The organism is Actinoplanes italicus, assembly GCF_003001815.1.
Taxonomy (GTDB): domain Bacteria; phylum Actinomycetota; class Actinomycetes; order Mycobacteriales; family Micromonosporaceae; genus Actinoplanes; species Actinoplanes italicus.
Genome location: NZ_PVMZ01000042.1, coordinates 25254 through 49037, shown reverse-complemented (window position 1 = coordinate 49037; position 23784 = coordinate 25254). Strand labels below are relative to the sequence as shown.

The window sequence follows — 23784 nt, the reverse complement described above, 5'->3', positions numbered from 1 at the left end:
TCGACTTTCTTCCAGCTCTCCTCCTACCTCAGGAGCATCTGATGACCTTGCTGGCCGAGTCCTACATCCACACCATCGAACAGCCCAACCTCGCCGCCGTCCGCCAGTTGGCGGCCAACGGGACCGCCCCGTGGCCGCGCCGGCCGGAGGCGTCCGGCGAGAACCCGATCTACGTGGCGCCGACGTTCGTGCCCGAGCCCCAGCCGGGTGCCGAGACCGAGCGGATCACGATCCCGGTCCTGTACGGCACGCCGGTCGAGCCGGAGGAGCCGCGGCGTCCGTGGTTCTACGTCGGGTTCCACCGGTGGACGCGGTCGCGTGGCCTGCTGTTCGCCGCGACGTGGCCGGGCGGTGCCCGATGACCAAGTTCCTCGCCAACCTCGCCGTCGTCGCCATCTCCTGGCTGCTCGGCGCGTGGGCATTCATGATCGGCGTCGGGGTCGCCCACGCCGAGTGGTGGCCGACCATCCCGACGATCGGCTACAAGGCGTCGCTGATCCTGGGCGCTGCGTTCGCGCTCCGCGGCGCGATCTCCGGCCTCGCCACCGGCCTCATCAACGGGGTCAACGGGGGTGCCCGGTGATCCTCGATCTGATCTACGCCGCCGCCGGTATCGCCTACATGGTGCTCGCCGCGGCCGCCATCTACCGCATCCGCTGGACCGCGACGCTCGACGACCTGGACCGGGCCATCTCGCTGCTGATGCGCGCCGGACTCGCCATGTTCGTCGTGACCGTGGTGTCGGTGATCCAGGTCGACGAGTACGGGTGGCCGCTCTTCTGGGCCCCGGCGTTCCTGCTGTCGGGAACGGTCGCCGTGATCTTCCTGACCGTGGTCCGCGCGGACCGGATGGAGGCGGCCCGGTGACCGGCCAGCCGAACGCCGAACTGGCGTACAACGTCCTCGACTACATCCGAAAGCACCCCGAACAGCACGACCAGGGCACCTACGTGTCACGCCTCGACACCAGCAACCAGCCCGGCCCGCTCTGCGGCACCGTCGCCTGCTTCGCCGGATGGACCTGCCTGCTCAGCGGCGACGTCCTCGAATTCAGCGAGAGCGAAGGCCTCGTGATCCACGGGTTCGACGGCGACGTCCACGACCGGGCCGAACAGCTCCTGGGCCTGGAGGCGGACGGCGACCAGTCGTTCGAGCTGTTCCTCGCGACGCAGAACCGGGAGGACCTCCCCCGCGTGGTCGCCGAGATCTTCGGCCCGCGCCCGGAGTTCGTCAGCCGCCACGGCAAGTCGGGCTGGGCGAACGGCACCTACGACTGCCACGACGCCTGCCAGCCGGGGTGCCCGGGTGAGCACTGGGCCCCGATTCCGCCGTGCCACCCGGTCGGCTGCTTCAACGGCGCTCACCAGAACCCCGAGTGCGTCTACGCGCTGCCCGTCGACGACGTCCCGCCGAACGCGGGGAGCGCATCGTGACCGGGCCGATCTACTTCGAGCACTTCGCCCACCGCCCCCTGCCCTGGCCCGAACACCGCGGCCGCTGGGTCTGGGCCATCACCGACGGCATGGCCGGCCGCGCCATCGCGTCCGGCACTGCGCTCACCCGGCGCGGCGCGGTCCGGAAGCAGGAGGCCGCGTACGGCCGGTGTGAGCAGCGGGCCCCGTACACGCAGGAGCCGCTGCGGCCGCTGACGGAGGAGGAGGCCTGCCTGATCTGTGCGCTGCTGCAGGCCAAGGGAGTGCCGGTTGAGGTGTCGCTGTGCGGCACCGCGGTGGTGGTGAGGCAGATCCAGCGGTTGACGACGGAGCAGGAAGTCCGGGTCCTCAACGCGGTGCTCGACAGCACCGACGCCCCGTTCCGCTGGGCAGGTGTCGCATGAGCGCGCCAACCACCTACGCCAACCCGTACTGGGACAAGGTCAAGGACAGCGTCACCATCGACCACTGGGACAAGAACCCGGTCGTCGGCGGAATCGGCATGCTCGACAAGTTCACCGCCCGCCACGACCTGGTCAGCGAGTACGCGTGGACCATCACCGACCCGGCCACCGTCGCGTTCGTCGTCGAGCACTGCGGCCCCCAGGTCGTTGACCCGCTCGCCGGGTCCGGGTACTGGGCATGGCTCCTCGGCCAGCACGGCATCGACGTCGCCGCCTCCGACCTGAAGCCTGGCGCGTCGCAGTGGCACAGCCACGGCGTGCACCTGCCGGTGGTTAACGAGGAGGGCCCGATCGCGGTCCGGGCGACCGGTCCGGAGCGGACGTTGCTGCTGTCGTGGCCGCCGTACTCCGACCCGATCGGCGCCCGCCTGGTCCAGGTGTACCGGGGCGACCGGATCGTCTACATCGGCGAGGGCCCGTATGGGTGCTGCGGCGATGACGACATGTGGGAGCGGTTGGAGTCCGGCTGGACCGAGGTGGCCTCGCACCGGCCGGTCCAGTGGCACGGGCTGCGGGACTGGGTGACGGTCTACGAGCGCGCGGGCGGTGTTGCCCGATGAAGGCCATCCCCTGCTGGCGCGCGATCGGTGCCGCGATGCGATGGGCCCGCCAGCAGAAGGACGTACGCCGGAGCGTCATCCGTGACGACGAGACCGGACGCCTGATCGAAATGGCGTGGGACCGCGACGGCTACACCGACCTCGTCGCGATCGCCTGGACGCCCGACGGCGGACCGCACCTCTACGTCAACCTCGACGACCAGCGCCACCTCCAGGCCGAGGAGTTCGACGCGGCCACGACGCTGCGTGTCCTCGCCGCGATGGGCCTGATTCCCGCGCACCTCGTCGAGCTGCTCGATGAGCGGTACGGCCGGTGCGCCAAGTGCGACCGGCTTGCCCGCTGGTGGAACGACAAGCTCGCGCCCCGCTGGGTGCACGCGCAGCCGTGGGCCGTGACCGGGCCCGCCGCGCACATGGCGGAGGTCGACGCGTGACCGAGCAGCTGACCCTGCCGCCGGCCACCGGCGATTGGACGATCACCGAACCCAGCCAGCACGCGCTCATGCCCGAGGCCGTCTACCACGACGACCCGGTTGTCGGCGGCTCCCTCTCGTCGACCGGCGCCCGGAAACTCCTCGACACCTGCCCGGCCAAGTTCCGGTGGTGGGCCGACAACCAGCAGCCCTACAAGACGACCTTCGAGGTGGGCAAGGCCGCCCACCGCAAGATCCTCGGCGCCGGTGCCGAGCTCGTGCTGTTCCCCGGCACCGGGAAGAACCCGGAGGCCTGGCAGAAGCACGACGACATCGCCGCCGTCGAGGCACTGCGGGCCGACGGCAAGGTACCGCTCAAGCCGTCGCAGATGGCCATGGTCGACGCGATGGCCGAGGCGATGCGCGCCGAACCGCTGGCCCGGCCGCTCCTCGACCCGACGATCGGCGCTACCGAGCTGTCGCTGTTCTGGAAGCACCGCGGCGCCTGGGGCCGGTCCCGGCCCGACCGCATCGTGCGTTTGCCGTCCGGCCGCACCGCGATCGTCGACTACAAGTCCGCGGTGTCCGCGGCGCCGGCCGACGTCGAGAAAGCGATCGCCCAGCATGGCTACCACATTCAGGGCGCCTTCTACCGGGCCGCGGCCGCCGCGCTGGGGATCTGCGGCGAGGACGAATCGGTGTTCCTGCTGCTGGTGCAGGAGAAGGAACCGCCGTACCTGACCACCGTGGTGCAGCCGGACCACACGGCGATGCGGATGGGCGCGATCCGGGTTCGGCAAGCCTTCGACCGGTACGCCGAATGCGTCCGGGACAAGCGGTGGCCGGGCTACTCGGACGACGTCGTGATCGCCGAGCTGCCGCCGTGGGAGACCCGCGAGCTGGACGGAGTCGTCTGGTGAGGGCGGTCGATGACGGCTCGGAGGACTGGCCGGGCGAATGGAAGTTCCAGTCCACGATCACCGACCTCGAAGGGATCGAGGTGCAGGTGACCATCACCGTCCCGCGCCGCGCGACCTGGTCGCCGGGCGGCGAGCTGCCGCCGGTGACCTGTCTTGGCGCGATCGCGCAGGACGTCGCCAACAAGGCCGTGGAAGACATCACCAACGCGAGGAATCAGGTGCCGTTCTGATGACCAACACCCTCGACCGGCTCGCCGCGCCGACGCCGATCACCCAGACGACCGCCGTCGAGCAGGCCCGCGCGGTGGCCGAGGTCGCCGCCGCCGTCCAGGTCGCCCAGATGAACCCGCGCGACATCCGCCGCGCCTGGGCCGAGATGGAAGACGCCTGCCGCCGCCTCGGCCTCGCCGAGGTCGCGTTCTACTCGGTGCCCAACCGCGGCCGTGGCCCCTCCGTGCACCTCGCCCGCGCTATCGCCCTGATCTGGGGCAACCACGACTCCGGCGTGCACGAGCTGTCCCGCGACGACGTCCGCGGCATGTCCGAGATCCGCGCCTACGCCTGGGACCAGCAGACCAACGTCCGCTCGTCGCGAACCTTCCAGGTGCCGCACGCCAAGATGGCCGGCGGCGGCCGCAAGGTCCTCACCGACCTGGGCGACATCTACCTCAACAACCAGAACGTCGGCGCCAGGGCGCTCCGCGAGTGCATCTGGGCGACCCTCCCGCGGGACTACGTCGACCGCGCTCAGGAGGTGTGCCGGGAGACTCTGCAGAAGGGCGACGGGAAGCCGCTGCTCGACCGGGTGGCGCAGATGGTTGAAGCGTTCGGGAAGCTCGGCGTCAACCCGGCCCGGCTCGCGGCCCGAATCGGCAGGCCGCGTGGGCAGTGGACCTCGGTCGACGTCGCGGACATGCTGATCGTGATCCGGTCGATCGGGCGCGGCGAAACGACGGCCGACGCGGAGTTCCCGGACGAGCCGGTGACGGCCGCCGAGATCACCGGCCAGCGCGCCCCGGCCACCGCCGCGGTGGTGTGTGGGTGGGAGACGCCGGCCGGGCCGTGCAACCTGCAGCAGGGTCACCCGGTCGGTCCGCAGTTCCCGGGCTACGACGGCCACGACGTCGCCCCGGCCGAGGGCGACGCCCGGTGAGCGCCGACCTGGTGTCGCCGTTCGCGGTCGCGGACTTCAACGCCGACGACGCCGCCGTGCTCGCCACCCATCTGAAGGTCCTCGCGGACCCGACCCGGCTGCGGATCCTCGGCCTACTCCGCCAGCAAGGCCCGCTACGCGGCGCGGATCTGGTGCCACTGCTCGGCCTGTCGCAGCCGACCGTGTCGCATCAGCTGGCGATCCTGCGGGACGCCGGCCTGATCGAGGACCGCAAGGCGGGCCGGGACACGGTGCGGGTGCTGTGCGTCGATGCGTGCGTCCGGCTGGCGACGCTCATCAATCCAACCGGCGGCGGTCGATGATGCGGCCGCTGCGAGTGGTGGGGCTCGATCTATCGACCGCCGCGACCGGTATCGCATCGACGCACGCGTCGACCGGTGAGCCGCAACTGTGGACGCAGGTCATCGATACATCCAAGCGGCCACTGCGTGTCCAGACGGACATCATCGATATGGCCGTTCGCCGCGCTTGTGGGTACGGCTCGGGCAACCGGCTGATCGGCGCTGCGCGCGTCGATGTGGTTGTCCTGGAGGGCACGTTCTCCCGCAAGTCGGGATCGGACTACCCGCTGCACCACGTGCGCGCGAACGTCCTGCAGTGGCTGTGGCGTATGGGTATCCCGGTCGTCGATGTGTCGCCTGCGACGGTGAAGGTGTGGGCGACCGGGTCCGGTGCCACGCGGGGCGTCAACAAGGTCACCAAGAACAAGGTGATCGAGGCGACCATCGCCACCTACGGGCACCTGCTGAACATTCCGCGGGACGACAACGCATGTGACGCGACCGCATTGATGTCGCTCGGCCTCGCCGCGTACGGACAGCCGCTGGCGCCGATGCCGCACGGCCGGGCGGCCGAGGTGATCGATGGGATCTGCTGGCCAACGCTCGCCCTGGAGGCGGCGTGATGTTCCGTCCAGACAGCGACCGCGAGAAGCCGGCCGTCGATGACGTGGTCTTCGTCAAGGTGCCGCATGAGCCGTCCGCCGATGCCCGCCGCGCGGCGGTGCTGGCCGACCGGATCCTCACGGCCCGCGCCCGGATCGATGCCGCGCTCAGCGAGCAGGTGGACCTGGAGCCCGACGACCGGGACCAGCAGCTCATGGACCTGGCGCTGGACCTCCACAACATCCTCTGTCTGCGGGTGCCGGGCGCTCCGGTGCCGCCGGTCGTGCCGGGGCCGACGTCATGACCGCGCTGGATTGCGTGTGCGGGCATCCGCAAGGCCGGCATCTGCTGGCCCTGCGGGACTGCAAGTCGTGTCCCGGGTGCACGAAGTTCGAGCTGGCCGCGTCGGTGGCGTTGGATGTCACGGCGCTGCTCGGCGAGGTCCAGGACGACGTGTCCCGGGAGGCCGAGTTGGCGGCCCGGCTCGCCGAACTCGAGCAGGAACGCGACCAGCTCGCCGCGCTCGTCGACCAGAAGCAGAGCCGCCTCCTCGACATGTCCGATCTCCTCACCGCGGCCCGCGCCCGCATCGAGGAGACCGAACGCGATCGCGACGCGGCCCAGGCCAAGCTCGACAGCGCGCTGCTCCAGATGGCCGAGAAGATCGCCGCGGAGCAGGCGCAGACGGCCAAGGCCCGCGTCGAGGTCGACTCGCTGACCGCCCAGCTGGAGCAGGCCGAGGACTACGCCCGCGACCTCCAAGAGCGCGGCATCGAACCCGCCGACGAGCGGCTGTACGACACCCACGTCCGGTACCTCTGCCCCATCTGCGGCGGCCGGTACCGGGAGCACCACAACCACCCCTGCGGCCGGCTCGAGCCGGTCCGTGTCCGCATCACCTTCATCGAGGAGTAGCACCACACATGGACGCTGTGAACCTGTCCGGGACCTGGAGCAAGAAGACCCGGCCGAACAACGGGCTCACCAAGGTCGCCGACCTGATCAACGACAACCGGACCCGGCGGGTCCCGATCGTCGGGTGGGTTGAGTTCCACCAGTACACGGAGGTCGCGACCGGAAACACCCTGACCGTGGCGCTGCCGGTCGTGGAGGCAGTCGTCGACGCGGACGGCGAGGACTCGCACGGCTGGGCCAAGCAGGTGCTCGACATGATCGACGCGCTGCGCAAGGAGCGCGGACTGGGCACGGCGGACGACGTGCCGGCGCAGTCGGGTGCGCAGCTGGAGGGTCAGCAGTCGTTCGACTTCGACGGCCCGGACGACGGTGAGCCGCGCCAGCTCGGTGAGGTCCGGCTCGGCCCGGACGGCGAGCACACGGTGCCGGAGGCCTCCGGCGAGGAGATCCTGGCCGAGCGTGCCGAGGCGGCCGAGGCTGGCGTCCCGGCGGCGACGTTCTCCGGGAACGACCAGTGATCGGCCTGGGTGACGTCGACGGCGTCGACACCGACATGAACATCCGCGCCGCCGCGCTGGAGCTCGCGGTCGACGCGTACGACCCGGACCAGGTGATGATCTCCGTTCCGGGCGCGCGGGTGATGCCGGCGGCGGAGGAGATCGTCGAGACCGCGAAGGCGTTCGAGGCGTACCTGCGCGGCACCGACCAGGCGGAGGACGAGCCGGCCGAGCCGAAGGCAGAGGAGCCGCCGCCGTGCAACTGCTCGATGTGCGCCCAGCGGCGAAAGGCCGAGACGTTCCAGCGCATCGCCGCCGCAGCCCGGCGTCTCGGCAAACCGGCCGACCCGCCGACGGACAGCGTGAACCCGCTCGGCACGCTGGCGGGGCTGATTCTCGGCGGTGAGACCGTCGACGACCACCTCTCCCGGTGCTCGGACTGCCGGACTCTGGTGAAGGCGGCCGGCGGGCTGGTGCCGCCGTGGCTCGGTGGCCGGAGTGGTGGCTGAGATGTCGGCCCGTACGAAGCGTCGCGCGGCCGAGCGGTCGAAGCTCGCCGCTGAGCTGTGCAAGGTTGCGCCCTCCGAGTGGCTCGTCATGAGCCGCTCGGAGCGGCGCCGCCGCCTCCGCCTCGCCAGGGCGGTGAACCGTGGCTGACCCGACCATGCTCGAGCAGACGGCCGCCCGCCTCGCTCTGCTCCGCGACGTCGCCGACGGCAAGGTCTTCGACGACGACGACTTCACCCCGCGCCTCCACGTCGACGGCGAGGAGCCCGTCGACGTCCGCCACGGCGTCTGGGAGCTGGAGCGGCACGGCTGGATCGAGCAGCCGAGCACGACCCGGCTGTGGGAGCCGACGGAGTTCGGGCAGGCGCTCCTCGAGGAGGCCGGCCGTGCATGAGCTGCACGCCCCCATCGCGAACCGTGGCCCCGAGGCGCTGCAGCTGCTCCTGACGTCCGGGGCTGCGGCCGCGCACGAGCAGCTGCGGCTCCTCACCCTGTCCGAGCTGGCCGAGGTCGCGGACGCAGCCGATCGGCTGGCCCGGATGGCCCGGTACTACACCGACAAGCTCTGCGGCGTCTGCGGTGCCCCGGTCGTCTGGTTCCCGGACGAGCCGACCGGGCAGTCGCAGCGGTGGCGGCACGTCGACCAGGCCGCGTCGTACGTCTTCGGCAACCACCGGGCCACGCTCGGCGGTGAGGGCCGGTGACCTTCCTGAACTGGTTGTGGCGCCGCGACGTGGAGTTCTTCCTCGCGGCCGCCGCCGTCGTGCTTCTCGCCACCTGCGGAGGCTGCTGATGGACGAGCCGAAGTGGGACGTCGCCGCCTGCCGGTCCTGTGACGCCCCGATCATCTGGGCCACCAGCAGCGGCGGCAAACCGATGCCCGTCGACGCCGAGCCCACGCCGGACGGCAACGTCGAGCTGTCGATGCAGCCCGGCCTGTACGTCGGCCCCGTCGCCACCGTGCTGACCGGCCCGTCGCTGTTCCCGAAGCCGCTCCGCAAGACGCACTTCGCGACCTGCCCGTCCGCGAACGAGTGGAGGCGGCCGCGATGAACGGCGAGGTACACGGGACTCGTGAGCTGACCGCCGTTGAGAGCGACTTCCTCGACCGGCACGGCGACGCCTTCATCGACGCCCGCGATGCGGAACCGGCCACCTGGCCCAAGGGCGAGGCGCTGTCCGGCGACGTGCTCGACCAGGACGGCGAGCGTGTCGACGTCGTCCAGAGGCGGGACGGGTTCACCGTTGTCGACCGCAGGAGGCTGCGGTGATCCCGGTGACCGACGAGATGGTGGCCGCCGCTGAGCTGGCCTACGGCGGCAACGTCCAGGGCGACATCATCGCCGCCCTAACCGCCGTCCTCGCGATCGTCGAGCGGGACCACCTTCGGCCGGCGTCCGGCCCGGACCGGTGCTCCGCCTGCGGACGCACCGCCCGCCACCTCACCCCCGTGCACGAGCTGGTCGACGGCCAATCCACGGTCGTCGCCCGGCTCGGGCCGTCCTGCCACGCACGCCACCTGCGGGCGGTCGACGGCCGCCAGGCCCTACCGATCGGAGGCACCTCGTGAAGCTGGAACACGTCCCCGTTGAGGGCTGGGAGTTCATGCCCGCCGGGTGGTGTGGCGGCTGCGAGCACTGCATCAGCTATCCGGTGCCGACCGTGTGCCTCGCCTGCTCGTACAGCCCCGAGGGCGGCCCGGGGGACCCGGTGACGTGGCCTTGCGCCGTGCACGACGCACCCAACCGGGCCCGGCGCAGTCGCATGCACGCCGCGTACCGCCGGAGGCGACGGTGAGCCGCGTGAAGACGAAGGTCACGCCGCACCCGTTCGTCGACAACCCCGACCTGTCCGACCCCCGCATGAACATCCACGTCTGCCGCAACTGCGGACTCGTCGGCCAGCCAGGCGACACCCACCACACCATGCCCGACGCCGTCCCAGACGTCATGAGCGCCGCCGCAGGCGAGAAGCGAGACGCCTGACACACCCGGCCGTTCACACCCACCACAGCACCGCGGCCGGGCCGCACCACCAGCGCCACCAGCACGAAAGAAGGCCCCAGTGACAAAGCGAGACGCCGACCGGATGCCGGCGACCGTCCGCGAATGGACGGAAGTCCTCGCACGCATCCGCTTCGGCACCGTCCGCGTAGCCGGCAAAGGCCTGTCCGGCGCCCGGATCAAGGCCGTCGCCTACCGGATCGCGTTCTACGCCGACGGCAACGGCACCCGCGTGCGCCCCGGCGTCGCCCGCCTCGCGCTCGACGTCGAGACCGACTACAGCACCGCCCGCCGCGTCGTAGCCCTGCTCCGCCAGGTCGGCCTCCTCGGCCTCGTACGGGCTGGCGGCCGCGGGCGCGGCGTCGACGAGTTCCGGCTGACGCTGCCCGTCGATCTACTTGAACGCGACGACCTGACGGTGTGGTCACCAACCGATCAGCGCGCGGCAATCGACCGCCTCAGCGCCACCCACCGCGGCGACTCCGGCGGCCCCGACAGGGGACCCGGCGGCGGTCAATCAGTGGTCCCTGAGGGATCAGCGCAAGAGGGCGGATCGCTAGTCCCTCAGGGATCAGCACAACCTGTGGATAACTCAGCATCGCTGATCCCTCAGGGATCAGCACAAGCCGTCCCGGACGCCTCGATCGCTGATCCCTCAGGGACTCCGAAAACGTCGATCGCTGATCCCTCAGGGACTCAATCGCTGATCCCTCAGGGATCAGCCACCCACCAGAGACCTAACACAAGATCTACCCACCACCCCGGAGAAGACGTCTCAGCAACCGTCACCACCCCAGGCGCTCCCGGCCCCACGACGAACCCCGAACCACCCCCTCGACCGAAGCGATGCGAACACGGACTCGAAGCCGGCCACCGACGCGACGGCCAACTCGCCTGCCCCATCTGCCGACACCTCGCACGCACCGCCACCCCGGCACCCGACGGACTCGCACCCGTCATCTCGCTCAACACCCGGAGGCCTGCATGAAACTCGAGAACGAACGCCAGGCCGCACGCCTCCTCGCCACCCTCCGGCGCCGCGCCAGCATCCCCCAGGCCGCCCTCGCCAAGCTGCTCCAGATCAGCGTCTCCACCCTCCGCCGCCGCGAACGCACCGCCATCGGCCTCCACACCGGCGACCTCATCGCCACCGCCCACCACCTCGGCTACGACGTCATCCTCGCCCGCCGGGAACAGCCATGAACGACCTCACCCAACTCGCACAGGCCGCCCGCGAACTCCTCGGCCCCGCCATCCCCGCCGGCTACACCGTCATCATCGCCAAAGCCGCCACCTGCCACCCCGACCGGCCCGGCAACACCCGCGGCCTCTGCAAAAGCTGCTACACCCTCGCCCACCGCAACGGCACCCTCGCCAAACACCCATGCAGCCGCACCATCCGCACCCAAGCCGACTTCGTCGCCGACTACGAACTGCTGCGCTCCGAGGGCTACACCCGCCACCAGATCGCCGAACGGCTCGGCATGCGATACACCGCCGTCACCACGGCCTACCTCAACGCCGTCCGCGCCGGTCTCCTCACCCGTGATCGCACCCGGGCACCTCGGAGGGCCGCATGATCCACGTCGCGCTCGTCAGCGCCTACCCCACCGAGACCGAAGCCCGACGCGCACGCGGCAAGGCCATGCCCGACAGCACCCCGTACCTCGGCATCTGGACCATGCCGCTACCCAACGCCGAGCCAGTACACGTCTTCGGCGCCGACAACGCGCCGGACAAACTCAGCGCGTACGGCTGGGCCCGGGAGGACGCATGACCCAGCTGGACTGCGCGATCCCCACGTGCCGCATCCCCGGCCAGCACCAGGCCGACTGCGGCCAGGCCGACTGCCGCGGCTGCCTCCGCCGAGTCCCCGAGGACGGCTGGTGCTGCGACTCCTGCGTCGGCCACATGCACCAGCTCCTCGGCGTCATCACCGGGCTCGCACCCGACGCACGCGCCGTCGCCGCCGGCATGGTCCGCCCCGGCGCCACCCGCACCGGCGGCAGCAGCAACAAGCCCGGCTCACAGTCACCCGGGAACGACGACGCCACCGACGCCCTCGACGAGATCACCAAGGCCCTCGCCAAGATCGCACGCGACATCTCGACAGTCCGCGGCCTCAGAGGGCCTCAGGGCCACGCAGAGGGTCGCGCGCTCCCCGACCCCCTCGCCCGGCTCTGCACGTGGCTCAGCGATCAACTGACATGGGTCAGGCACGCCGTCGATGATCAAGGCGAGCCCTACGCGCCGACCGTCCACGCCGCCATCCGCGAATCCGCCAGCAGGATCCGCGCCATCGTCAACGGCCCCGGCGCACGCCGCTACCTCGGCCCCTGCGGCGCTGTCGGCACCCACCCCAACCCCTGCTGCGACATGCACAACCAGCACTGCGAACCACCCAGCGAACTCTGCTGCGACCAGTGCACCGAGACCGCCCACACCACTTTCCCGATCCCGCACGCCGACGGCTCCCGCTGCGTCGACACCCCCTGCGACGGCGACGTCTACGGCCGGCCCGGCGCCACCCACGCCACCTGCCGCAGCTGCGGCCACCAGGTACGCCAGGACGAACGGCAGGTCTGGATCGGCGACATCACACGCGACCGCGCCTACCGCGCCGCCGACATCGCCCACGCCCACGGCATCCACGTCAAGACCATCCGCAGCTGGGCCGACCGCGGCAAACTCACCGCCTGGTGGAAAGACGGCGAACAGTTCCACGAGTGGACCGAACCGGACCTCGACCCCCAGCTGACCGGCGACCAGCTCACCGCCCGGCGAGCCGAGATCGCCGCCGAACTCAAAGCGCGCGGCCCACGCTGGTTCGTCCTCGGCGACGTCCTCAACCTCGCCACCGCCGACGCCGCCCGACGCGAACAACTCCGGGCCGAACGCGAGCAGGCCACCCAGGAAGCGAGCACCGCAGCATGACCAGCAACGTCCCCGTCATCCACACCACCACCGACGAACTCGCCACCGACCGCTTCTGGACCGAACACCTCGACCCCATAGCCGCCGCCCACGGCCTACCTCAGCCGGACCAGATGCACCAGGACCAGGGCGACCCAGGCGCCCACCTGCTGCTCGCGCCGAACGGTGAGCTCCTCGCCGTCGTACGCACCGACCGCCCGCCCTGCCTCACGTGCGGCCGATAGCTGCACCCCGCCGAGATGGGAGCATGACGCCATGGACGACCTGAACGCGTTCCTGCGGGCCCGACTCGACGAGGACGAGCACCGGATCCGCCAAGCCGCCGAGGATTACTTCTACGGCGACGGCCACGGCGACGCCGTCAACCGCTGGTTCGACCGCTGGAGCCCTCAGAACCCCGACGGCATGCTGACCGAGATCAACGCCAAGCGACGGATGCTCGAAGAGGCGGTTCGACTCGAGCGCTACGACGGCCAGTTCGAGTTCCTTGAGCTGCTCGCTCTCCCTTACGCCGAGCACCCCAACTACCGGCCAGAGTGGCGGCCCGTGAGGTGATCCGCGTCAGCGGTAGTTGACAGCAACACCAGCCTGCATCCATGATCTGCCAACGGACCCAGTCCGCCCAAACCACGACCAGGCCCCGCCCAACAGGCGGGGCCTTCGTCGTACCCAAACCCTCCGGGGGGATGCGGTGAACAGTCCGGGGTAGGCCAGCACAGACCGACGCCGGCATACCCCGGACCACCAAGGCGGTGACCATGCCCCGCAAACCAGCCACCCCCTGCCGCCACCCCACCTGCCCCCAACTCAAACCCTGCCCCACCCACCCACGCCCACCACGCCCCACCAGGCAAGCACGTGGATATGACAGGGCACATGAGCGCATGCGTGAACACTGGCGCCCACAGGTAGAAGCTGGCCTGGTCAATTGCCACGCCACCCCCTGCCATGCACACAGCCGGCGCATCCAGCCCCACACACCATGGGATCTAGGCCACACACCAGACCGCACCACCTGGACAGGCCCAGAACACGCCCCTTGCAACCGCATCAATGGTGGCCGCGCAGCCCATACCAGTCACACACAGTGATGGGCATGGGGGTATGGGGGTGGGGGGAGACCCCCAAAACACCAGGTCACAGGACCGCTGGGGAGGGTGGCACGTGCCGACTCAGGTTCCAGGCTTTGCGCGGCCCGAGAGGGGGTGACTCCCTGTGACATCCGGTCCTGCGCCGAAGCCGTTCCTGCAGGTCGTCCGCGAGGGGAACCCGGGTCACCGGTCGGTCGAGCCGGGCGTCGTGCTGCCGCCGGCCGAGGACGACAGCGAGCCGGACTGGCTTGACACGTTCCCGACGGTCGACGACCCCACCGAGCAGGCGGTCAACCGGCGGGCCCGGGAGGTTGCCCGGCGAGAGTGGCGGCGCGCGTACCCGGTGCTGCGGATGAGCGTCGGCCTGGCCGACGTGGACCTGCACCTGCTGCACGACTACTGCGTCTGCGTGGCCCGGATCGACCAGTGCGAGCGGGCGATCTCCAAGAACGGCCTGCTGATCCGCGGTGAGCGCGGATGGCAGAAGAACGGGGCGACCACGATCGTCGGCCAGTACCGGACCCAGCTGCGCGCCTACATCGGTGAGCTCGGCTTGTCTCCGTCGGCCCGGACCCGGCTGACGCCGCCGGGGAAGGGTGGCGCCGGTGACGACGAAGGTAGCGACCCGTTCGATTGAGCAGCCGCTGCCGGTCCCGTACGACGCGCTGATCGAGCTGGGGCTGACGCCGGAGCAGATCGACGACGCCCGGCAGCGGGCTCCGCTGGTGCTCGCTCACCAGGCCGACAAGGTTCCCGGCGCGTACTTCGACATCGAGCGGGTCAAGAAGGCCCTTCGCGGGCTGGCCAGCTTCAAGCACACCAAGGGCCGGTGGGCCGGCAAGCCGCTGAAACTCGGGCAGGGCCTCGACCCGTGGCAGGTCGTCTGGATCGTCGCCCCGGTGTTCGGCTGGGTGTTCTGGGACGAGGAGATCAACCTGGTTGTGCGGGTCGTCCGCACGGTCTGGGTCGAGGTGCCCCGCAAGAACGGCAAGTCCACGATCGCGTCCGGGATCGCGAACCTGCTGCTGCTCGCCGACGGCGAGGTCGGCGCCGAGGTGTACTGCGCGGCCGGCGACAAGCTGCAGGCGCGCCGGGTGTTCGACGACGCGAAGGCGATGCTGCTCACCTCGCCGCACGCCCGTCGCCGGGTGCGGGCGCTCGCGGATGTCGTCGCGGACGACAAGCGCGGCGGGATCTTCCGGGTGCTGTCGAAGATCGCCGAGGCCGCGCACGGCCTCAACGTCAGCGGTGCGGCGATCGACGAGATCCACGTCCACAAGAACCGGCGCCTGGTCGACGCGATCGAGACCGGCACCGGCGCCCGCTCGCAGCCGCTGATCGTGTTCCTGACGACCGCGGACGAGGCGGTCGAGGGCTCGATCTACGACGAGAAGCACAGCTACACCGAGAAGGTCGCCAACGGCATCGTCGAGGACCCGTCGCACTACGGCGTGATCTGGGCCGCCGAGGAGCAAGACGACCCGTTCGCAGAGTCGACCTGGCGCAAGGCCAACCCGGGCGCCGGGGTGTCGCCGGCGATCTCGTACCTGCGCAAGGAGTCGAACAAGGCCCGGTCGACGCCGTCGTACTTCAACACGTTCTGCCAGCTGCACCTCAACCGGCGTATGCGTGGCCAGTCGCGGGCGATCCGGATCGACCAGTGGGACGGAGGCGCCGGCATCGTCGACCTGTCCCGGCTGCGTGGGCAGCGGGCGTGGGGCGGCTACGACCTGTCTGCGGTCTCCGACATCACCTCGTGGTGCCTGGCCGTGGAGTCCCGGACACCGGGCGTGGAGCTGGAGTTCTTCTGGCGGCACTGGGTTCCCGAGGACCGCGTCGACGACCTCGAGCGGCATCTGCAGGTGCCGCTGTCGAAGTGGATCGCCGAGGGGTACGTCAAGGCGACCGAGGGCGACGTCATCGACTACGCCGCGGTCCGAGACGAGTCCCTCGAGGACTGCAAGATGGTCGACCTGCAGCGCATCAGCTACGACCGGATGTTCGCCGGGCAGTTGGTGCAGGAGGTCGCGGCCGAGCTGCCTGGTCTGACCATCACCCCGGTTGCGCAGACGTTCCTCGGCCAGTCGCCGTCGATCAAGGAGCTGTGGCGGCTGCTCGGGAAGACCGAACGCGGCCAGGAAGCCGGCCGGATGCGACATCGGGGTGATCCGGTGACGCGGTGGATGGCGTCGGTCGTGGAGACGAAGACCGACGGCAACGACAACTACCGGCTCGTGAAGCCGGACCGGGGCAAGAGCCAGGCCCGCATCGACGGGATCGCGGCGATGGTGATGGGTCTCGACGGATGGGTGCGGCGGCCGCAGGCCGAGCAGTCGTGGGCGTACAGCGCATAACGAGGGGGGCCGCGTGGTTCTGACCGTCGAGGCGGCCCTGCAGTGGACGGATCGGCTGCACCGGGAGATCGCCGGCCGCCGTCCGGCGGTGGCCAGGGCCGACGAGTACTACCGCGGTGTGCAGCGGCTCCGGTTCGCGTCCGACAAGTGGGCGGAGTACAACGCCGCCCGCTACAAGGACTTCTCCGACAACTGGTGTGCCCCGGTCGCGAACAGCCCGAACGAGCGGCTCCGCGTCGACGGCTTCAAGCTGGACGACGACCCGACGCAGTCCGACGACGAGAAGATCCTGTGGCGGGACTGGCAGTCCAACGACATGGACGCCCAGTCGTCGCAGGGGTTTCTCGGGTCGCTGATCGCCGGCCGGTCGTATGTGCTGGTATGGGGCGACGAGCGGGACGAGCCGATCGCGACGTGGGAACGCGCCGACCAGGTCACGATCGCCTACGACGTGGAACGGCCCGGCCGGGCGACGGCCGCGCTGAAGACCTGGCACGACGACACCACCGAGTTCGCGACGCTCTACACCCCCGACGAGGTGTGGAAGTGGGAACGGCCGTGGCTCGGCTCGTCCGGCCACGGCGGGCCGCTGCCGTTGCGGGCGGAGGCGTTTTTCACCACCTCGGCCGGGCTGCTTGTGCCGGCGTCCGACTCGCTCGGCTGGAAGGAACGGCGTAACACCGGCGACGACAAGTGGCCTCTGCCGAACCCCATGGGCGTGGTGCCGATGGTGGAGATGCCGAACCGGCCGATGCTCGGCAGCGACCCGCTCTCCGATATTGCCGGCACGATGGCCATGCAGGACGCGATCAACCTGCTGTGGGCGTACCTGTTCAACGCCGCCGACGCCGCGTCGATGCCGGCCCGCGTCGTTATGGGCCAGGAGCCGCCGTCGATTCCGATCCTCGACGAGAACGGGCAGGTCGTCGGTAAGCAGACGGTCGACATCCGGAAGCTGGCCGAGGACCGCATCCTGTGGCTGACCGGCCAGAACACGAAGATCGACCAGTGGGACGCGGCGAAACTCGACGTGTTCACCGGCGTCATCGAGACCGCAGTCACGCACATCGCCGCCCAGACCCGCACGCCGCCGCACTACCTGGTGCTGGGCAAGGGCATGGTCAACGTCAACGCCGACGGCATGCGTGCCGCCGAGACCGGCCTGGTCAAGAAGGTCGAAGAGGAGCAGCTGTTCTTCTCACCAGGCGTTCGCGGCATCAATCAGCGGTTCGCGCTGGTCCGCGGCAAGAAGCCGCTGGCTGACCGGTGCCGGTTCGGTGATGTGAAGTGGCGCGACGCCGAGAACCACTCCGAGGCCCAGCGCGTCGACGCGCTGCAGAAGCTCGGCGCTCTCGGTTTTCCGTTCGCGTGGATCGCCGAACGGTACGGGCTGTCGCCGACGGAGGTTGAACGCGTCCTGGCGATGCGCGACACCGAACGGCAGCAGGACCCACTCGCGGAGATCGTCCGCAACGGTGGCCTCCCGGCGCTCCCGGCCGGCCCGCCCGGCGAGGAGTAGCCGATGTCGGTCCGTCAGGTCGCCGCCGCGCACGCCGACGACCGGAGCCGACTGGCCATCCGGGTGCGGGCCGAGTTCCGGCGGCTGTGGAAGCTGGTCGACCCACGTCGGATCAGCGAGACGTGGAGCCAGCACATTCCGCGGCTGCTGGCGCTACTGACCGGGGCGCAGCGGGCCGCGGCGAGCACGGCGAACCTGTACGTCGCTGACACGTTCGCCGAGCTAGGGATGGCCTCCCGGCCGTCTGGGCTGGTCGTGCCGGAGGCGTACGCCGGTATCGCCTCCGACGGGCGGCCGCTGGCGTCGCTGATCGCCCAACCGGCGATCACCGCGAAGGTGTCACTCAGCACAGGCCGCAGCATCGACGAGGCCATGGCTGCCGGGCAGGCGCTGGCGGAGATGATCGGCCACACCCAAGTCACCGACGCCGGACGGGCCGCCGACCAGGCCGCGATCGTCGTCAGGGAGGCGGCGACCGGCTACATCCGGATGATCGTCGGCCCGACCTGTGCCCGCTGCATCATCCTGGCCGGCGTCAGATACGAGTGGAACGCAGGTTTCCAGCGGCATCCGAACTGCGACTGCGTCCATATCCCCGCGGCCGAGGACACCCCCGACGAGATCCTCACCAACCCGGCGAAGATCTTCGAGTCGATGGCCCCGGCCGAACAGGACCGGGTCTTCACGAAGGCCGGCGCCCAGGCGATCCGGGACGGCGCCGACATGAACCAGGTAGTCAACGCCCGCCGTGGCGCGCGCGGGCTGGCCCCGGCTGGTGCCCGGATCACCGCCGCCGAGGCGCGGCTACTCCGCGGCGGCCGCGACCGTGGCCGCCTCGAGCGGACCGACGTGTTCGGGCGGCAGCAGTTCACGACCACCGAGGGCCGCACCGTCCGTGGCGTCGCCGGTAAGCGGCTGAGCCGTCGCGGTGGCACCGAGAAGGTGGGCCGGTTCCGATCAGCCCGTGCGTACCGGTTGATGCCCGAGTCGATCTATGAGCTCGCCGACGGTGACCGCGACGAGGCGATCCGGCTCCTCAAGGTCCACGGCTACATCCTCTGACCTCCTCGCGCGCAAGGCGCGGGAACGACCCCGCAACGGGAGTCACCATGTCCGACCAGGACGACAGCACCATCGAGCCCGAAGACGACGTCGTCACGGATCCGGACGACGACGGCCAGGGCGACGGCGACGCCGACCAGCTCGGCGACGCCGGCAAGAAGGCCCTCGACGCCATGAAGGCGAAGTGGCGGGCCGCCCGCGACGAGCTGCGCGACCTGAAAGCGAAGGACGCGGGCAAGAAGACCGACGACCAAGACCCGGACACGATTCGGGAGCAGGCCCGCGCTGAAGCACGTGCTGAGACGCTCCGCGATCGCGCCCTGGACAAGGTCGAAACCAAGGCGGCGAAGCTGTTCGCCGACCCGGAGGACGCCCGCGCACTGCTGGCCGGCCGGGTCGACGACTTCGTCGACGACGGGCAGATCGACGTGGACGCCATCAACGAGGCGCTCACCGAACTGCTGAAGAAGAAGCCCCACCTCGCGGCCGCAACGGCCAAGCGGTTCCAGGGTGGCGGAGATGGCGGTGCCCGCAAGGGGTCGAAGCCCGACCAGCTCACCCGCGACGACCTGAAGAAGATGACGCCCCAGCAGATCGTGAAGGCCCAAGACGAGGGCCGCCTCAACGACCTGATGGGCATCGACTGACCCTGAAAGGGCAACCATGGCCATCGACCGGTTCATCCCGGAGATCTGGTCCGCCCGGCTGCTGACGGCCCTGCAGAAGGCCCTCGTGTTCGCCCAGCCGGCCATCACCAACCGCAACTACGAGGGCGAGATCTCGTCCTTCGGCGACACGGTGAAGATCACCAGCATCTCCGACCCGACCATCGGCACCTACGTGCCGAACACCACCGTCATCACGCCGGAAAACCTGACCGACGCGCAGCGCAACCTCGTCATCGACCAGGCGAAATACTTCGCGTTCGAGGTCGACGACGTCGAACTGCGCCAGGCGCGGGGCGCCGTCATGCCGGAAGCGATGGACCGTGCCGGCTACAAGCTGCGCGACCTCGTCGACCAGTACATCGCCGCGTTCTACACCCAGGTGCCGACCGCGAACCGGGTCGCCGCTGGCGCCGCTGTTCCGGTTACCGCCGCCGACCCGACCGCCCTCTACGACGACGTGCTGGTGCCGCTGAGCGTCAAGCTCGACGAGGCCAACTGCCCGACCGAGGGCCGCTGGGTCGTCATCCCGCCGTGGCTGTACGGCCGCGGCCTCTCCGACGACCGGTTCGTCCGCGCCGACGCCTCCGGGACCACCACCGGCCTCCGCAACGGCTTCATCGGCCAGGCCGCCGGGTTCGACATCTACAAGTCGAACAATGTCCCGCTCGTCACGGGCGACGACTACTCCGTGCTGGGCGGCGCCGGGAACGGGGCCATCAGCTACGCCGAGCAGATCAACAAGACCGAGGCGTACCGGCCGGAGTCGTCCTTCAGCGAGGCGGTCAAGGGCCTGCACCTGTGGGGCGCGAAGGTCGTCCGTCCCGAGCTGCTCGCCTACGCGCTCGTCTCGCAGACCTGATCGGAGAACTGAGACATGCCTCGTACCGCAGTCGCGTACAGCAACCTGGTCGCCAATGGCGGCCTCACCACGCCGGCCGGCACCGCGGTGTCGTCCGGGGCCGGCAACGGCGGCCAGGTCGCCAACGCCGCGCCGGAGGAGACGGTCATCCGCCTCAGCAACGCGTCCGGCGGCGCCGGCACGGTCACCCTGCTGGCCGGGTCGTACCCGCCCGCCATCGCGGCTGGCCTCGGGAACGCCACCGCGTTCTCGGTCGGCAACGGCTCCTCCGCCTACATCGGCCCGTTCGAGTCCGGCCGGTTCCTCCAGGCCGACGGCTCGCTGATCTTCGAAACGTCGGTCGCGATGACCGCAACGGCGTTCCGGGTTCCGCGGGCGGTCTGACCGTGGCCGAGACGATCTACCTACAGACCGCGGGCGGCCCGGTCGCCCACGACCTGCCGCTGCACTGGGCGATCCAGGAGCAGCTGTCCAAGGGCTACATCACCCGGGTCAACGAGGACGGCACCCCGTGGGCGGAGCCCGCGCCAGTGCCGGAGGCCGACCCGAACGAGGTGCCCACCGGGACCGTCTCGGCCGTCCTCGACTGGGTCGGCGAGGACCGCGAACGGGCGGCACGCGCCCTCGAGGCGGAAAACGCCGCCGAGAAGCCCCGCACGACGCTGGTCGCCGCGCTCACGGCGCTGGCCAGCGAACCGGATCCGGACGAATGACAGGAGGCGAGCGCCGTGGCTGACATGCTGATCACGCCCGCGGAGCTCGCCTCCGCTCTGCAGGTCGACGAGGTCGACACCGCCAGCGCGACGCTCGTGATCGAGCTGGCCACCGGCAAGGTCCAGGCCGCCGCCGGGCAGCGGCTCGTCGCCGCGGTGTCCACGTTTGTGATCGACGTCGACCCGTGCGACTACGGGCCCTGGCTCACGATCCCGCAGCTACCGGTGCGGTCCGTCGGCGCCGTACTGATCGACGGTGTCACCTACACCGACTGGCTGCTGCGTTCCCAGCGCCTGTGGCGGCGCAACGGCTGGATCAGTCGGCTGGACCAGCCCACCCAGGTCACGGTCCAGGACGTGGCGCACGGCTACCTCGACGGCTCGCAGGCCCTGCAGCCCGCGCGGGGCATCGTGCTCGGCCTGTCGATGGTGGGCTACGGCAACCCCGGCGGTGCTATCTCGGAGTCGATCGACGACTACAAGGTGACCTACGCCGAGGCCGACGCCCGGATGCAGGTGACCGACAGCATGCGCGACCTGCTGATCGCCGCGTACGGGGGTGGCGCGCACGTCACCACCTCCCGCTGATCACCTGAGACGAGCGGGGTGACGGGATGCCGGCGACTACCGAACCCCCGTGGCTGAACCGGGCGGTCGGCACCGCGCCGAAGAACGCGTCGACCAGCCACACGATCAACTTCGGGTTCACGTCGACCAGCGGCAGCCTCCTCGCCGTCTTCGTGCACGGCGCGGTGACGAACACCGCGACCGGCTGGACGAAGCAGGCCGGCCCGGTCGCGACAGGCGAGTGCGCGCTGCTCACCAAGACGTCGACCGGCGACACCAGCATCACGATCACCCACAACGGCAGCGACTACGCCGTCAACTACGTGATCTACGAATGGCCGGCCGGGACGACGCTGACCGGCGTTGACTCGACGACCGGCACCAGCGACGCCCTGGTCGGCCTGTCCGGGCTGCCGGGTACAGAGCAGGTTGCGATCGCCGCGATCGGCCGGGTCGCGGTCGGCAGCGAAACCGGCGCCTCGGCGACGTGGACAAGTCCGCTGGTCGAGGACGGCGACCTGTTCGTCGGCGCGGCTGGCACCGATGGCGGCTACCTGACCATCGGCCACGAGATCAACGTGACAGCGGCGACCTGGTCGCCGTCGACGTCGATCAGCTACACCGGCACGTGGGGCAACAGCCAGCGCGAGACGATCTCCGCCGCGTTCAATGTCGCCGTCGCCGCGGTGGCGCACACGCGTACGGTCAACGACTCCGCGGGCCTGGTCGACACCACGGCCCCGCTGCTTGGCCGGGTGCTGACGGACAACGTCAACCCGACCGACAGCCAGACTCGGCAGCACGGGCGGACCGTCACCGACGTCACCGGTGCGGTCGACAGCGTTGCCCAGGCGGCCGCGTACGCGCGGACCCAGAACGATACGGCCGGGTTCACCGACCCCGTCGCGCCGACCGTCGGCCGGGTGCTCACCGACGGCGCGGGCCTGACCGACACGGCGACGCCGCTGCTGTCCGCGCTGATCAGCCGCACGATCAACGACACCGTCGGGCTGGTCGACACCGACACTCCGCTGGCCCTTGACGTCGCCGAGACCCTCACCGACTCGGCCGGGCTCACCGACTCGGTCACCGTGCAGGTTGCCGGGGCCGGCACCCGGCTGGCCGACGATGCGATCGGCCTCACCGACTCGGTCGCCGTCGCGCTCACCCGGCGGCAGACGGTCACGGACTCGGCCGGGCTGACCGACGGCGTGACGGTCCAGCTGATCGCGTCGTCGATGCACGCCCGCACGATCACCGACTCGATGGGCCTGACCTCCGCGCACCTCTGCCAGCGGCGGACCCGCCGCCCGGACACCGGCCGCACGGCCCGGCCGAACACCGGCACAACCTACCGGTACCCGCTCGTCCCCGACTGACAGAAGGGCTGTCTCCCATGCACCTGATCTCCCCGGCGGACGAGCGCCTCGACGCCCTGCACGCCGCGCTCGACGCCGCCCGTGCCCTGAAGCCCGACGGTATGGGCCTGGTCGGCTACGGCATCGCCGAACTTCGCGACGGCGACGGCCGCACGAAGCAGCTGGTACCGTTCCGCAACCTCATCACCGACGCCGGTGACCTGTACATCGCGGGGAAGGTGATCGTGGGTATCGCCCCGGCTTCCCCGTCGGCGCCCACCGCGGCGAACGGGATGAAGCTCGGCACCGGCGGCACCGCGGTCGCGAAGTCCGGCGCGGGCGGCGCGCTGGTCACCTACCTGACCGCCTCCAATGTGGCGTTCGACGCGACCTATCCGCAGACCGCGAACCTCGGCGGAGGCCTCGGCGTCAACTCCGTCTACCGCACCACGTGGGCGGCCGGTGTCGCGACGAACTCCGCGATCACCGAGGTCGCGATCGTCAACGACCAGGCGTCCAACGCCACCAGCACCGCGGGGAACACCTACAGCCGGGCGCTGATCACCACGGTCAACAAGGGCGCCTCGGACAGCCTGCAGATCACCTGGAACTGGAAGGCCCTCGGCGCATGAGCGACAGTGCGGGCCTCACCGACGAGGTCCTGGTCGTTGTCAACGGCGGCGCCCGGTCCAACGCGATCCCGGACCGGCCGGCCGACACCGCGGCCAAGGCCGTATGGGTCGACTACGTCGTGGCGCTCGGCGCCGACCGGACATTCGTCACCGGTGCCACCGACCACTACGACGAGAAGCAGGGCGCCGTGGTGACGGAACCCGGGATGACGGTGGGACAGCTGATCGAGCTGGCCGGCCGCCTCGGCGGATAGCCG

At 70.4% G+C, this 23784-nt stretch carries 42 protein-coding genes; all 42 read left to right on the top strand.

Features of this window, described 5'->3' with window-relative positions; all coding sequences use genetic code 11:
* Positions 1-41 precede the first annotated feature (41 nt).
* The 42 genes from CLV67_RS49505 to CLV67_RS49310 all read left to right on the top strand — a co-directional run bounded on the left by CLV67_RS49505 (position 42) and on the right by CLV67_RS49310 (position 23781).
* Positions 42-362, top strand: coding sequence for a hypothetical protein (locus CLV67_RS49505; protein ID WP_146169641.1), 321 nt, complete (start codon positions 42-44; stop codon positions 360-362).
* The gene (locus CLV67_RS49500; RefSeq protein WP_146169640.1) at positions 359-583 is read left to right on the top strand and encodes a hypothetical protein; all 225 of its coding nucleotides are present in this window, start codon (positions 359-361) and stop codon (positions 581-583) included. The genes CLV67_RS49505 and CLV67_RS49500 overlap by 4 nt, the downstream gene beginning before the upstream one ends.
* On the top strand, positions 580-867 hold the full coding sequence (locus tag CLV67_RS49495) for a hypothetical protein (protein ID WP_106330964.1): 288 nt from the start codon (positions 580-582) through the stop codon (positions 865-867). Before CLV67_RS49500 ends, CLV67_RS49495 begins: the two co-directional genes overlap by 4 nt.
* Positions 864-1433 carry a hypothetical protein gene (locus tag CLV67_RS49490; RefSeq protein WP_106330963.1) on the top strand — a complete coding sequence of 190 codons (570 nt, stop codon included), beginning with the start codon at positions 864-866 and terminating at the stop codon, positions 1431-1433. Before CLV67_RS49495 ends, CLV67_RS49490 begins: the two co-directional genes overlap by 4 nt.
* Positions 1430-1837: a hypothetical protein gene (locus tag CLV67_RS49485; RefSeq protein WP_106330962.1), complete on the top strand. Its 408-nt coding sequence runs from the start codon at positions 1430-1432 to the stop codon at positions 1835-1837. Before CLV67_RS49490 ends, CLV67_RS49485 begins: the two co-directional genes overlap by 4 nt.
* Positions 1834-2457, top strand: a complete 624-nt coding sequence (locus tag CLV67_RS49480; RefSeq protein ID WP_106330961.1) for a hypothetical protein — start codon at positions 1834-1836, stop codon at positions 2455-2457. The genes CLV67_RS49485 and CLV67_RS49480 overlap by 4 nt, the downstream gene beginning before the upstream one ends.
* A complete protein-coding gene (locus CLV67_RS49475) occupies positions 2454-2891 on the top strand; it encodes a hypothetical protein (RefSeq protein WP_106330960.1) in 438 nt (145 codons plus the stop codon). Before CLV67_RS49480 ends, CLV67_RS49475 begins: the two co-directional genes overlap by 4 nt.
* Positions 2888-3790 (top strand): PD-(D/E)XK nuclease-like domain-containing protein, encoded by a 903-nt coding sequence (locus CLV67_RS49470; RefSeq protein ID WP_106330959.1) that lies wholly within the window; start codon positions 2888-2890, stop codon positions 3788-3790. Before CLV67_RS49475 ends, CLV67_RS49470 begins: the two co-directional genes overlap by 4 nt.
* Complete coding sequence (locus CLV67_RS49465) at positions 3787-4020, top strand: hypothetical protein (RefSeq protein WP_106330958.1); 234 nt, start codon at positions 3787-3789, stop codon at positions 4018-4020. The genes CLV67_RS49470 and CLV67_RS49465 overlap by 4 nt, the downstream gene beginning before the upstream one ends.
* The gene (locus CLV67_RS52550; protein ID WP_170154313.1) at positions 4020-4943 is read left to right on the top strand and encodes a hypothetical protein; all 924 of its coding nucleotides are present in this window, start codon (positions 4020-4022) and stop codon (positions 4941-4943) included. The genes CLV67_RS49465 and CLV67_RS52550 overlap by 1 nt, the downstream gene beginning before the upstream one ends.
* A complete protein-coding gene (locus CLV67_RS52545; RefSeq protein ID WP_170154312.1) occupies positions 4940-5266 on the top strand; it encodes an ArsR/SmtB family transcription factor in 327 nt (108 codons plus the stop codon). Before CLV67_RS52550 ends, CLV67_RS52545 begins: the two co-directional genes overlap by 4 nt.
* Positions 5267-5280: 14 nt before the next feature.
* The gene (locus CLV67_RS49455) at positions 5281-5868 is read left to right on the top strand and encodes a RuvC family protein (RefSeq protein ID WP_106330956.1); all 588 of its coding nucleotides are present in this window, start codon (positions 5281-5283) and stop codon (positions 5866-5868) included.
* Entirely contained in the window at positions 5865-6152 is a 288-nt protein-coding gene (locus tag CLV67_RS49450; RefSeq protein WP_146169638.1) for a hypothetical protein, read from the top strand. Before CLV67_RS49455 ends, CLV67_RS49450 begins: the two co-directional genes overlap by 4 nt.
* Complete coding sequence (locus CLV67_RS49445; RefSeq protein WP_106330954.1) at positions 6149-6763, top strand: HlyD family secretion protein; 615 nt, start codon at positions 6149-6151, stop codon at positions 6761-6763. Before CLV67_RS49450 ends, CLV67_RS49445 begins: the two co-directional genes overlap by 4 nt.
* A gap of 8 nt (positions 6764-6771) precedes the next feature.
* Positions 6772-7281: a hypothetical protein gene (locus CLV67_RS49440; RefSeq protein ID WP_106330953.1), complete on the top strand. Its 510-nt coding sequence runs from the start codon at positions 6772-6774 to the stop codon at positions 7279-7281.
* On the top strand, positions 7278-7769 hold the full coding sequence (locus tag CLV67_RS49435) for a hypothetical protein (RefSeq protein WP_106330952.1): 492 nt from the start codon (positions 7278-7280) through the stop codon (positions 7767-7769). Before CLV67_RS49440 ends, CLV67_RS49435 begins: the two co-directional genes overlap by 4 nt.
* 1 nt (position 7770) lies before the next feature.
* Positions 7771-7917 (top strand): hypothetical protein, encoded by a 147-nt coding sequence (locus CLV67_RS52540; RefSeq protein ID WP_170154311.1) that lies wholly within the window; start codon positions 7771-7773, stop codon positions 7915-7917.
* A complete protein-coding gene (locus CLV67_RS49430) occupies positions 7910-8161 on the top strand; it encodes a hypothetical protein (protein ID WP_106330951.1) in 252 nt (83 codons plus the stop codon). The genes CLV67_RS52540 and CLV67_RS49430 overlap by 8 nt, the downstream gene beginning before the upstream one ends.
* Positions 8154-8471 (top strand): hypothetical protein, encoded by a 318-nt coding sequence (locus CLV67_RS49425; protein WP_106330950.1) that lies wholly within the window; start codon positions 8154-8156, stop codon positions 8469-8471. The genes CLV67_RS49430 and CLV67_RS49425 overlap by 8 nt, the downstream gene beginning before the upstream one ends.
* Positions 8472-8559: 88 nt before the next feature.
* Positions 8560-8820, top strand: a complete 261-nt coding sequence (locus CLV67_RS49420; RefSeq protein WP_106330949.1) for a hypothetical protein — start codon at positions 8560-8562, stop codon at positions 8818-8820.
* The gene (locus CLV67_RS49415; protein ID WP_146169637.1) at positions 8817-9038 is read left to right on the top strand and encodes a hypothetical protein; all 222 of its coding nucleotides are present in this window, start codon (positions 8817-8819) and stop codon (positions 9036-9038) included. The genes CLV67_RS49420 and CLV67_RS49415 overlap by 4 nt, the downstream gene beginning before the upstream one ends.
* On the top strand, positions 9035-9337 hold the full coding sequence (locus CLV67_RS49410) for a hypothetical protein (protein WP_106330947.1): 303 nt from the start codon (positions 9035-9037) through the stop codon (positions 9335-9337). The genes CLV67_RS49415 and CLV67_RS49410 overlap by 4 nt, the downstream gene beginning before the upstream one ends.
* Positions 9338-9569: 232 nt before the next feature.
* Entirely contained in the window at positions 9570-9752 is a 183-nt protein-coding gene (locus CLV67_RS49405) for a hypothetical protein (protein ID WP_106330946.1), read from the top strand.
* Positions 9753-9831: 79 nt separating this feature from the next.
* Positions 9832-10758, top strand: coding sequence for a hypothetical protein (locus tag CLV67_RS52535; protein WP_170154310.1), 927 nt, complete (start codon positions 9832-9834; stop codon positions 10756-10758).
* Positions 10755-10973, top strand: a complete 219-nt coding sequence (locus CLV67_RS52530) for a helix-turn-helix domain-containing protein (RefSeq protein ID WP_106330945.1) — start codon at positions 10755-10757, stop codon at positions 10971-10973. The genes CLV67_RS52535 and CLV67_RS52530 overlap by 4 nt, the downstream gene beginning before the upstream one ends.
* On the top strand, positions 10970-11350 hold the full coding sequence (locus CLV67_RS49395; RefSeq protein ID WP_106330944.1) for a hypothetical protein: 381 nt from the start codon (positions 10970-10972) through the stop codon (positions 11348-11350). Before CLV67_RS52530 ends, CLV67_RS49395 begins: the two co-directional genes overlap by 4 nt.
* Positions 11347-11547, top strand: a complete 201-nt coding sequence (locus CLV67_RS49390) for a hypothetical protein (RefSeq protein ID WP_106330943.1) — start codon at positions 11347-11349, stop codon at positions 11545-11547. The genes CLV67_RS49395 and CLV67_RS49390 overlap by 4 nt, the downstream gene beginning before the upstream one ends.
* Positions 11544-12704, top strand: a complete 1161-nt coding sequence (locus CLV67_RS49385) for a MerR family transcriptional regulator (protein WP_106330942.1) — start codon at positions 11544-11546, stop codon at positions 12702-12704. The genes CLV67_RS49390 and CLV67_RS49385 overlap by 4 nt, the downstream gene beginning before the upstream one ends.
* Positions 12701-12928 (top strand): hypothetical protein, encoded by a 228-nt coding sequence (locus CLV67_RS49380; protein WP_106330941.1) that lies wholly within the window; start codon positions 12701-12703, stop codon positions 12926-12928. Before CLV67_RS49385 ends, CLV67_RS49380 begins: the two co-directional genes overlap by 4 nt.
* 31 nt (positions 12929-12959) lie before the next feature.
* Entirely contained in the window at positions 12960-13259 is a 300-nt protein-coding gene (locus tag CLV67_RS49375) for a DUF6221 family protein (RefSeq protein WP_106330940.1), read from the top strand.
* 660 nt (positions 13260-13919) lie between these two features.
* Positions 13920-14432, top strand: coding sequence for a phage terminase small subunit P27 family (locus CLV67_RS49365; protein ID WP_203737759.1), 513 nt, complete (start codon positions 13920-13922; stop codon positions 14430-14432).
* Positions 14401-16149, top strand: a complete 1749-nt coding sequence (locus CLV67_RS49360) for a terminase large subunit (protein WP_203737757.1) — start codon at positions 14401-14403, stop codon at positions 16147-16149. The genes CLV67_RS49365 and CLV67_RS49360 overlap by 32 nt, the downstream gene beginning before the upstream one ends.
* 13 nt (positions 16150-16162) lie before the next feature.
* Positions 16163-17668 (top strand): phage portal protein, encoded by a 1506-nt coding sequence (locus CLV67_RS49355; RefSeq protein WP_106330938.1) that lies wholly within the window; start codon positions 16163-16165, stop codon positions 17666-17668.
* 3 nt (positions 17669-17671) lie between these two features.
* The gene (locus tag CLV67_RS49350) at positions 17672-18730 is read left to right on the top strand and encodes a VG15 protein (RefSeq protein ID WP_106330937.1); all 1059 of its coding nucleotides are present in this window, start codon (positions 17672-17674) and stop codon (positions 18728-18730) included.
* A 47-nt stretch (positions 18731-18777) separates the two neighbouring features.
* Complete coding sequence (locus CLV67_RS49345) at positions 18778-19377, top strand: hypothetical protein (RefSeq protein WP_106330936.1); 600 nt, start codon at positions 18778-18780, stop codon at positions 19375-19377.
* Between the two features lie 16 nt (positions 19378-19393).
* Entirely contained in the window at positions 19394-20257 is an 864-nt protein-coding gene (locus CLV67_RS49340) for a phage major capsid protein (RefSeq protein WP_106330935.1), read from the top strand.
* 15 nt (positions 20258-20272) lie between these two features.
* A complete protein-coding gene (locus tag CLV67_RS49335; protein WP_106330934.1) occupies positions 20273-20641 on the top strand; it encodes a hypothetical protein in 369 nt (122 codons plus the stop codon).
* 2 nt (positions 20642-20643) lie between these two features.
* A complete protein-coding gene (locus CLV67_RS49330) occupies positions 20644-20970 on the top strand; it encodes a hypothetical protein (RefSeq protein ID WP_106330933.1) in 327 nt (108 codons plus the stop codon).
* A gap of 15 nt (positions 20971-20985) precedes the next feature.
* Positions 20986-21558: a hypothetical protein gene (locus CLV67_RS49325; RefSeq protein ID WP_146169635.1), complete on the top strand. Its 573-nt coding sequence runs from the start codon at positions 20986-20988 to the stop codon at positions 21556-21558.
* A 26-nt stretch (positions 21559-21584) separates the two neighbouring features.
* Positions 21585-22916, top strand: coding sequence for a serine-rich family protein (locus tag CLV67_RS49320; protein WP_106330931.1), 1332 nt, complete (start codon positions 21585-21587; stop codon positions 22914-22916).
* A gap of 17 nt (positions 22917-22933) precedes the next feature.
* Entirely contained in the window at positions 22934-23527 is a 594-nt protein-coding gene (locus tag CLV67_RS49315) for a hypothetical protein (RefSeq protein ID WP_106330930.1), read from the top strand.
* The gene (locus CLV67_RS49310) at positions 23524-23781 is read left to right on the top strand and encodes a hypothetical protein (protein WP_106330929.1); all 258 of its coding nucleotides are present in this window, start codon (positions 23524-23526) and stop codon (positions 23779-23781) included. Before CLV67_RS49315 ends, CLV67_RS49310 begins: the two co-directional genes overlap by 4 nt.
* The last annotated feature ends 3 nt before the right edge of the window (positions 23782-23784 follow it).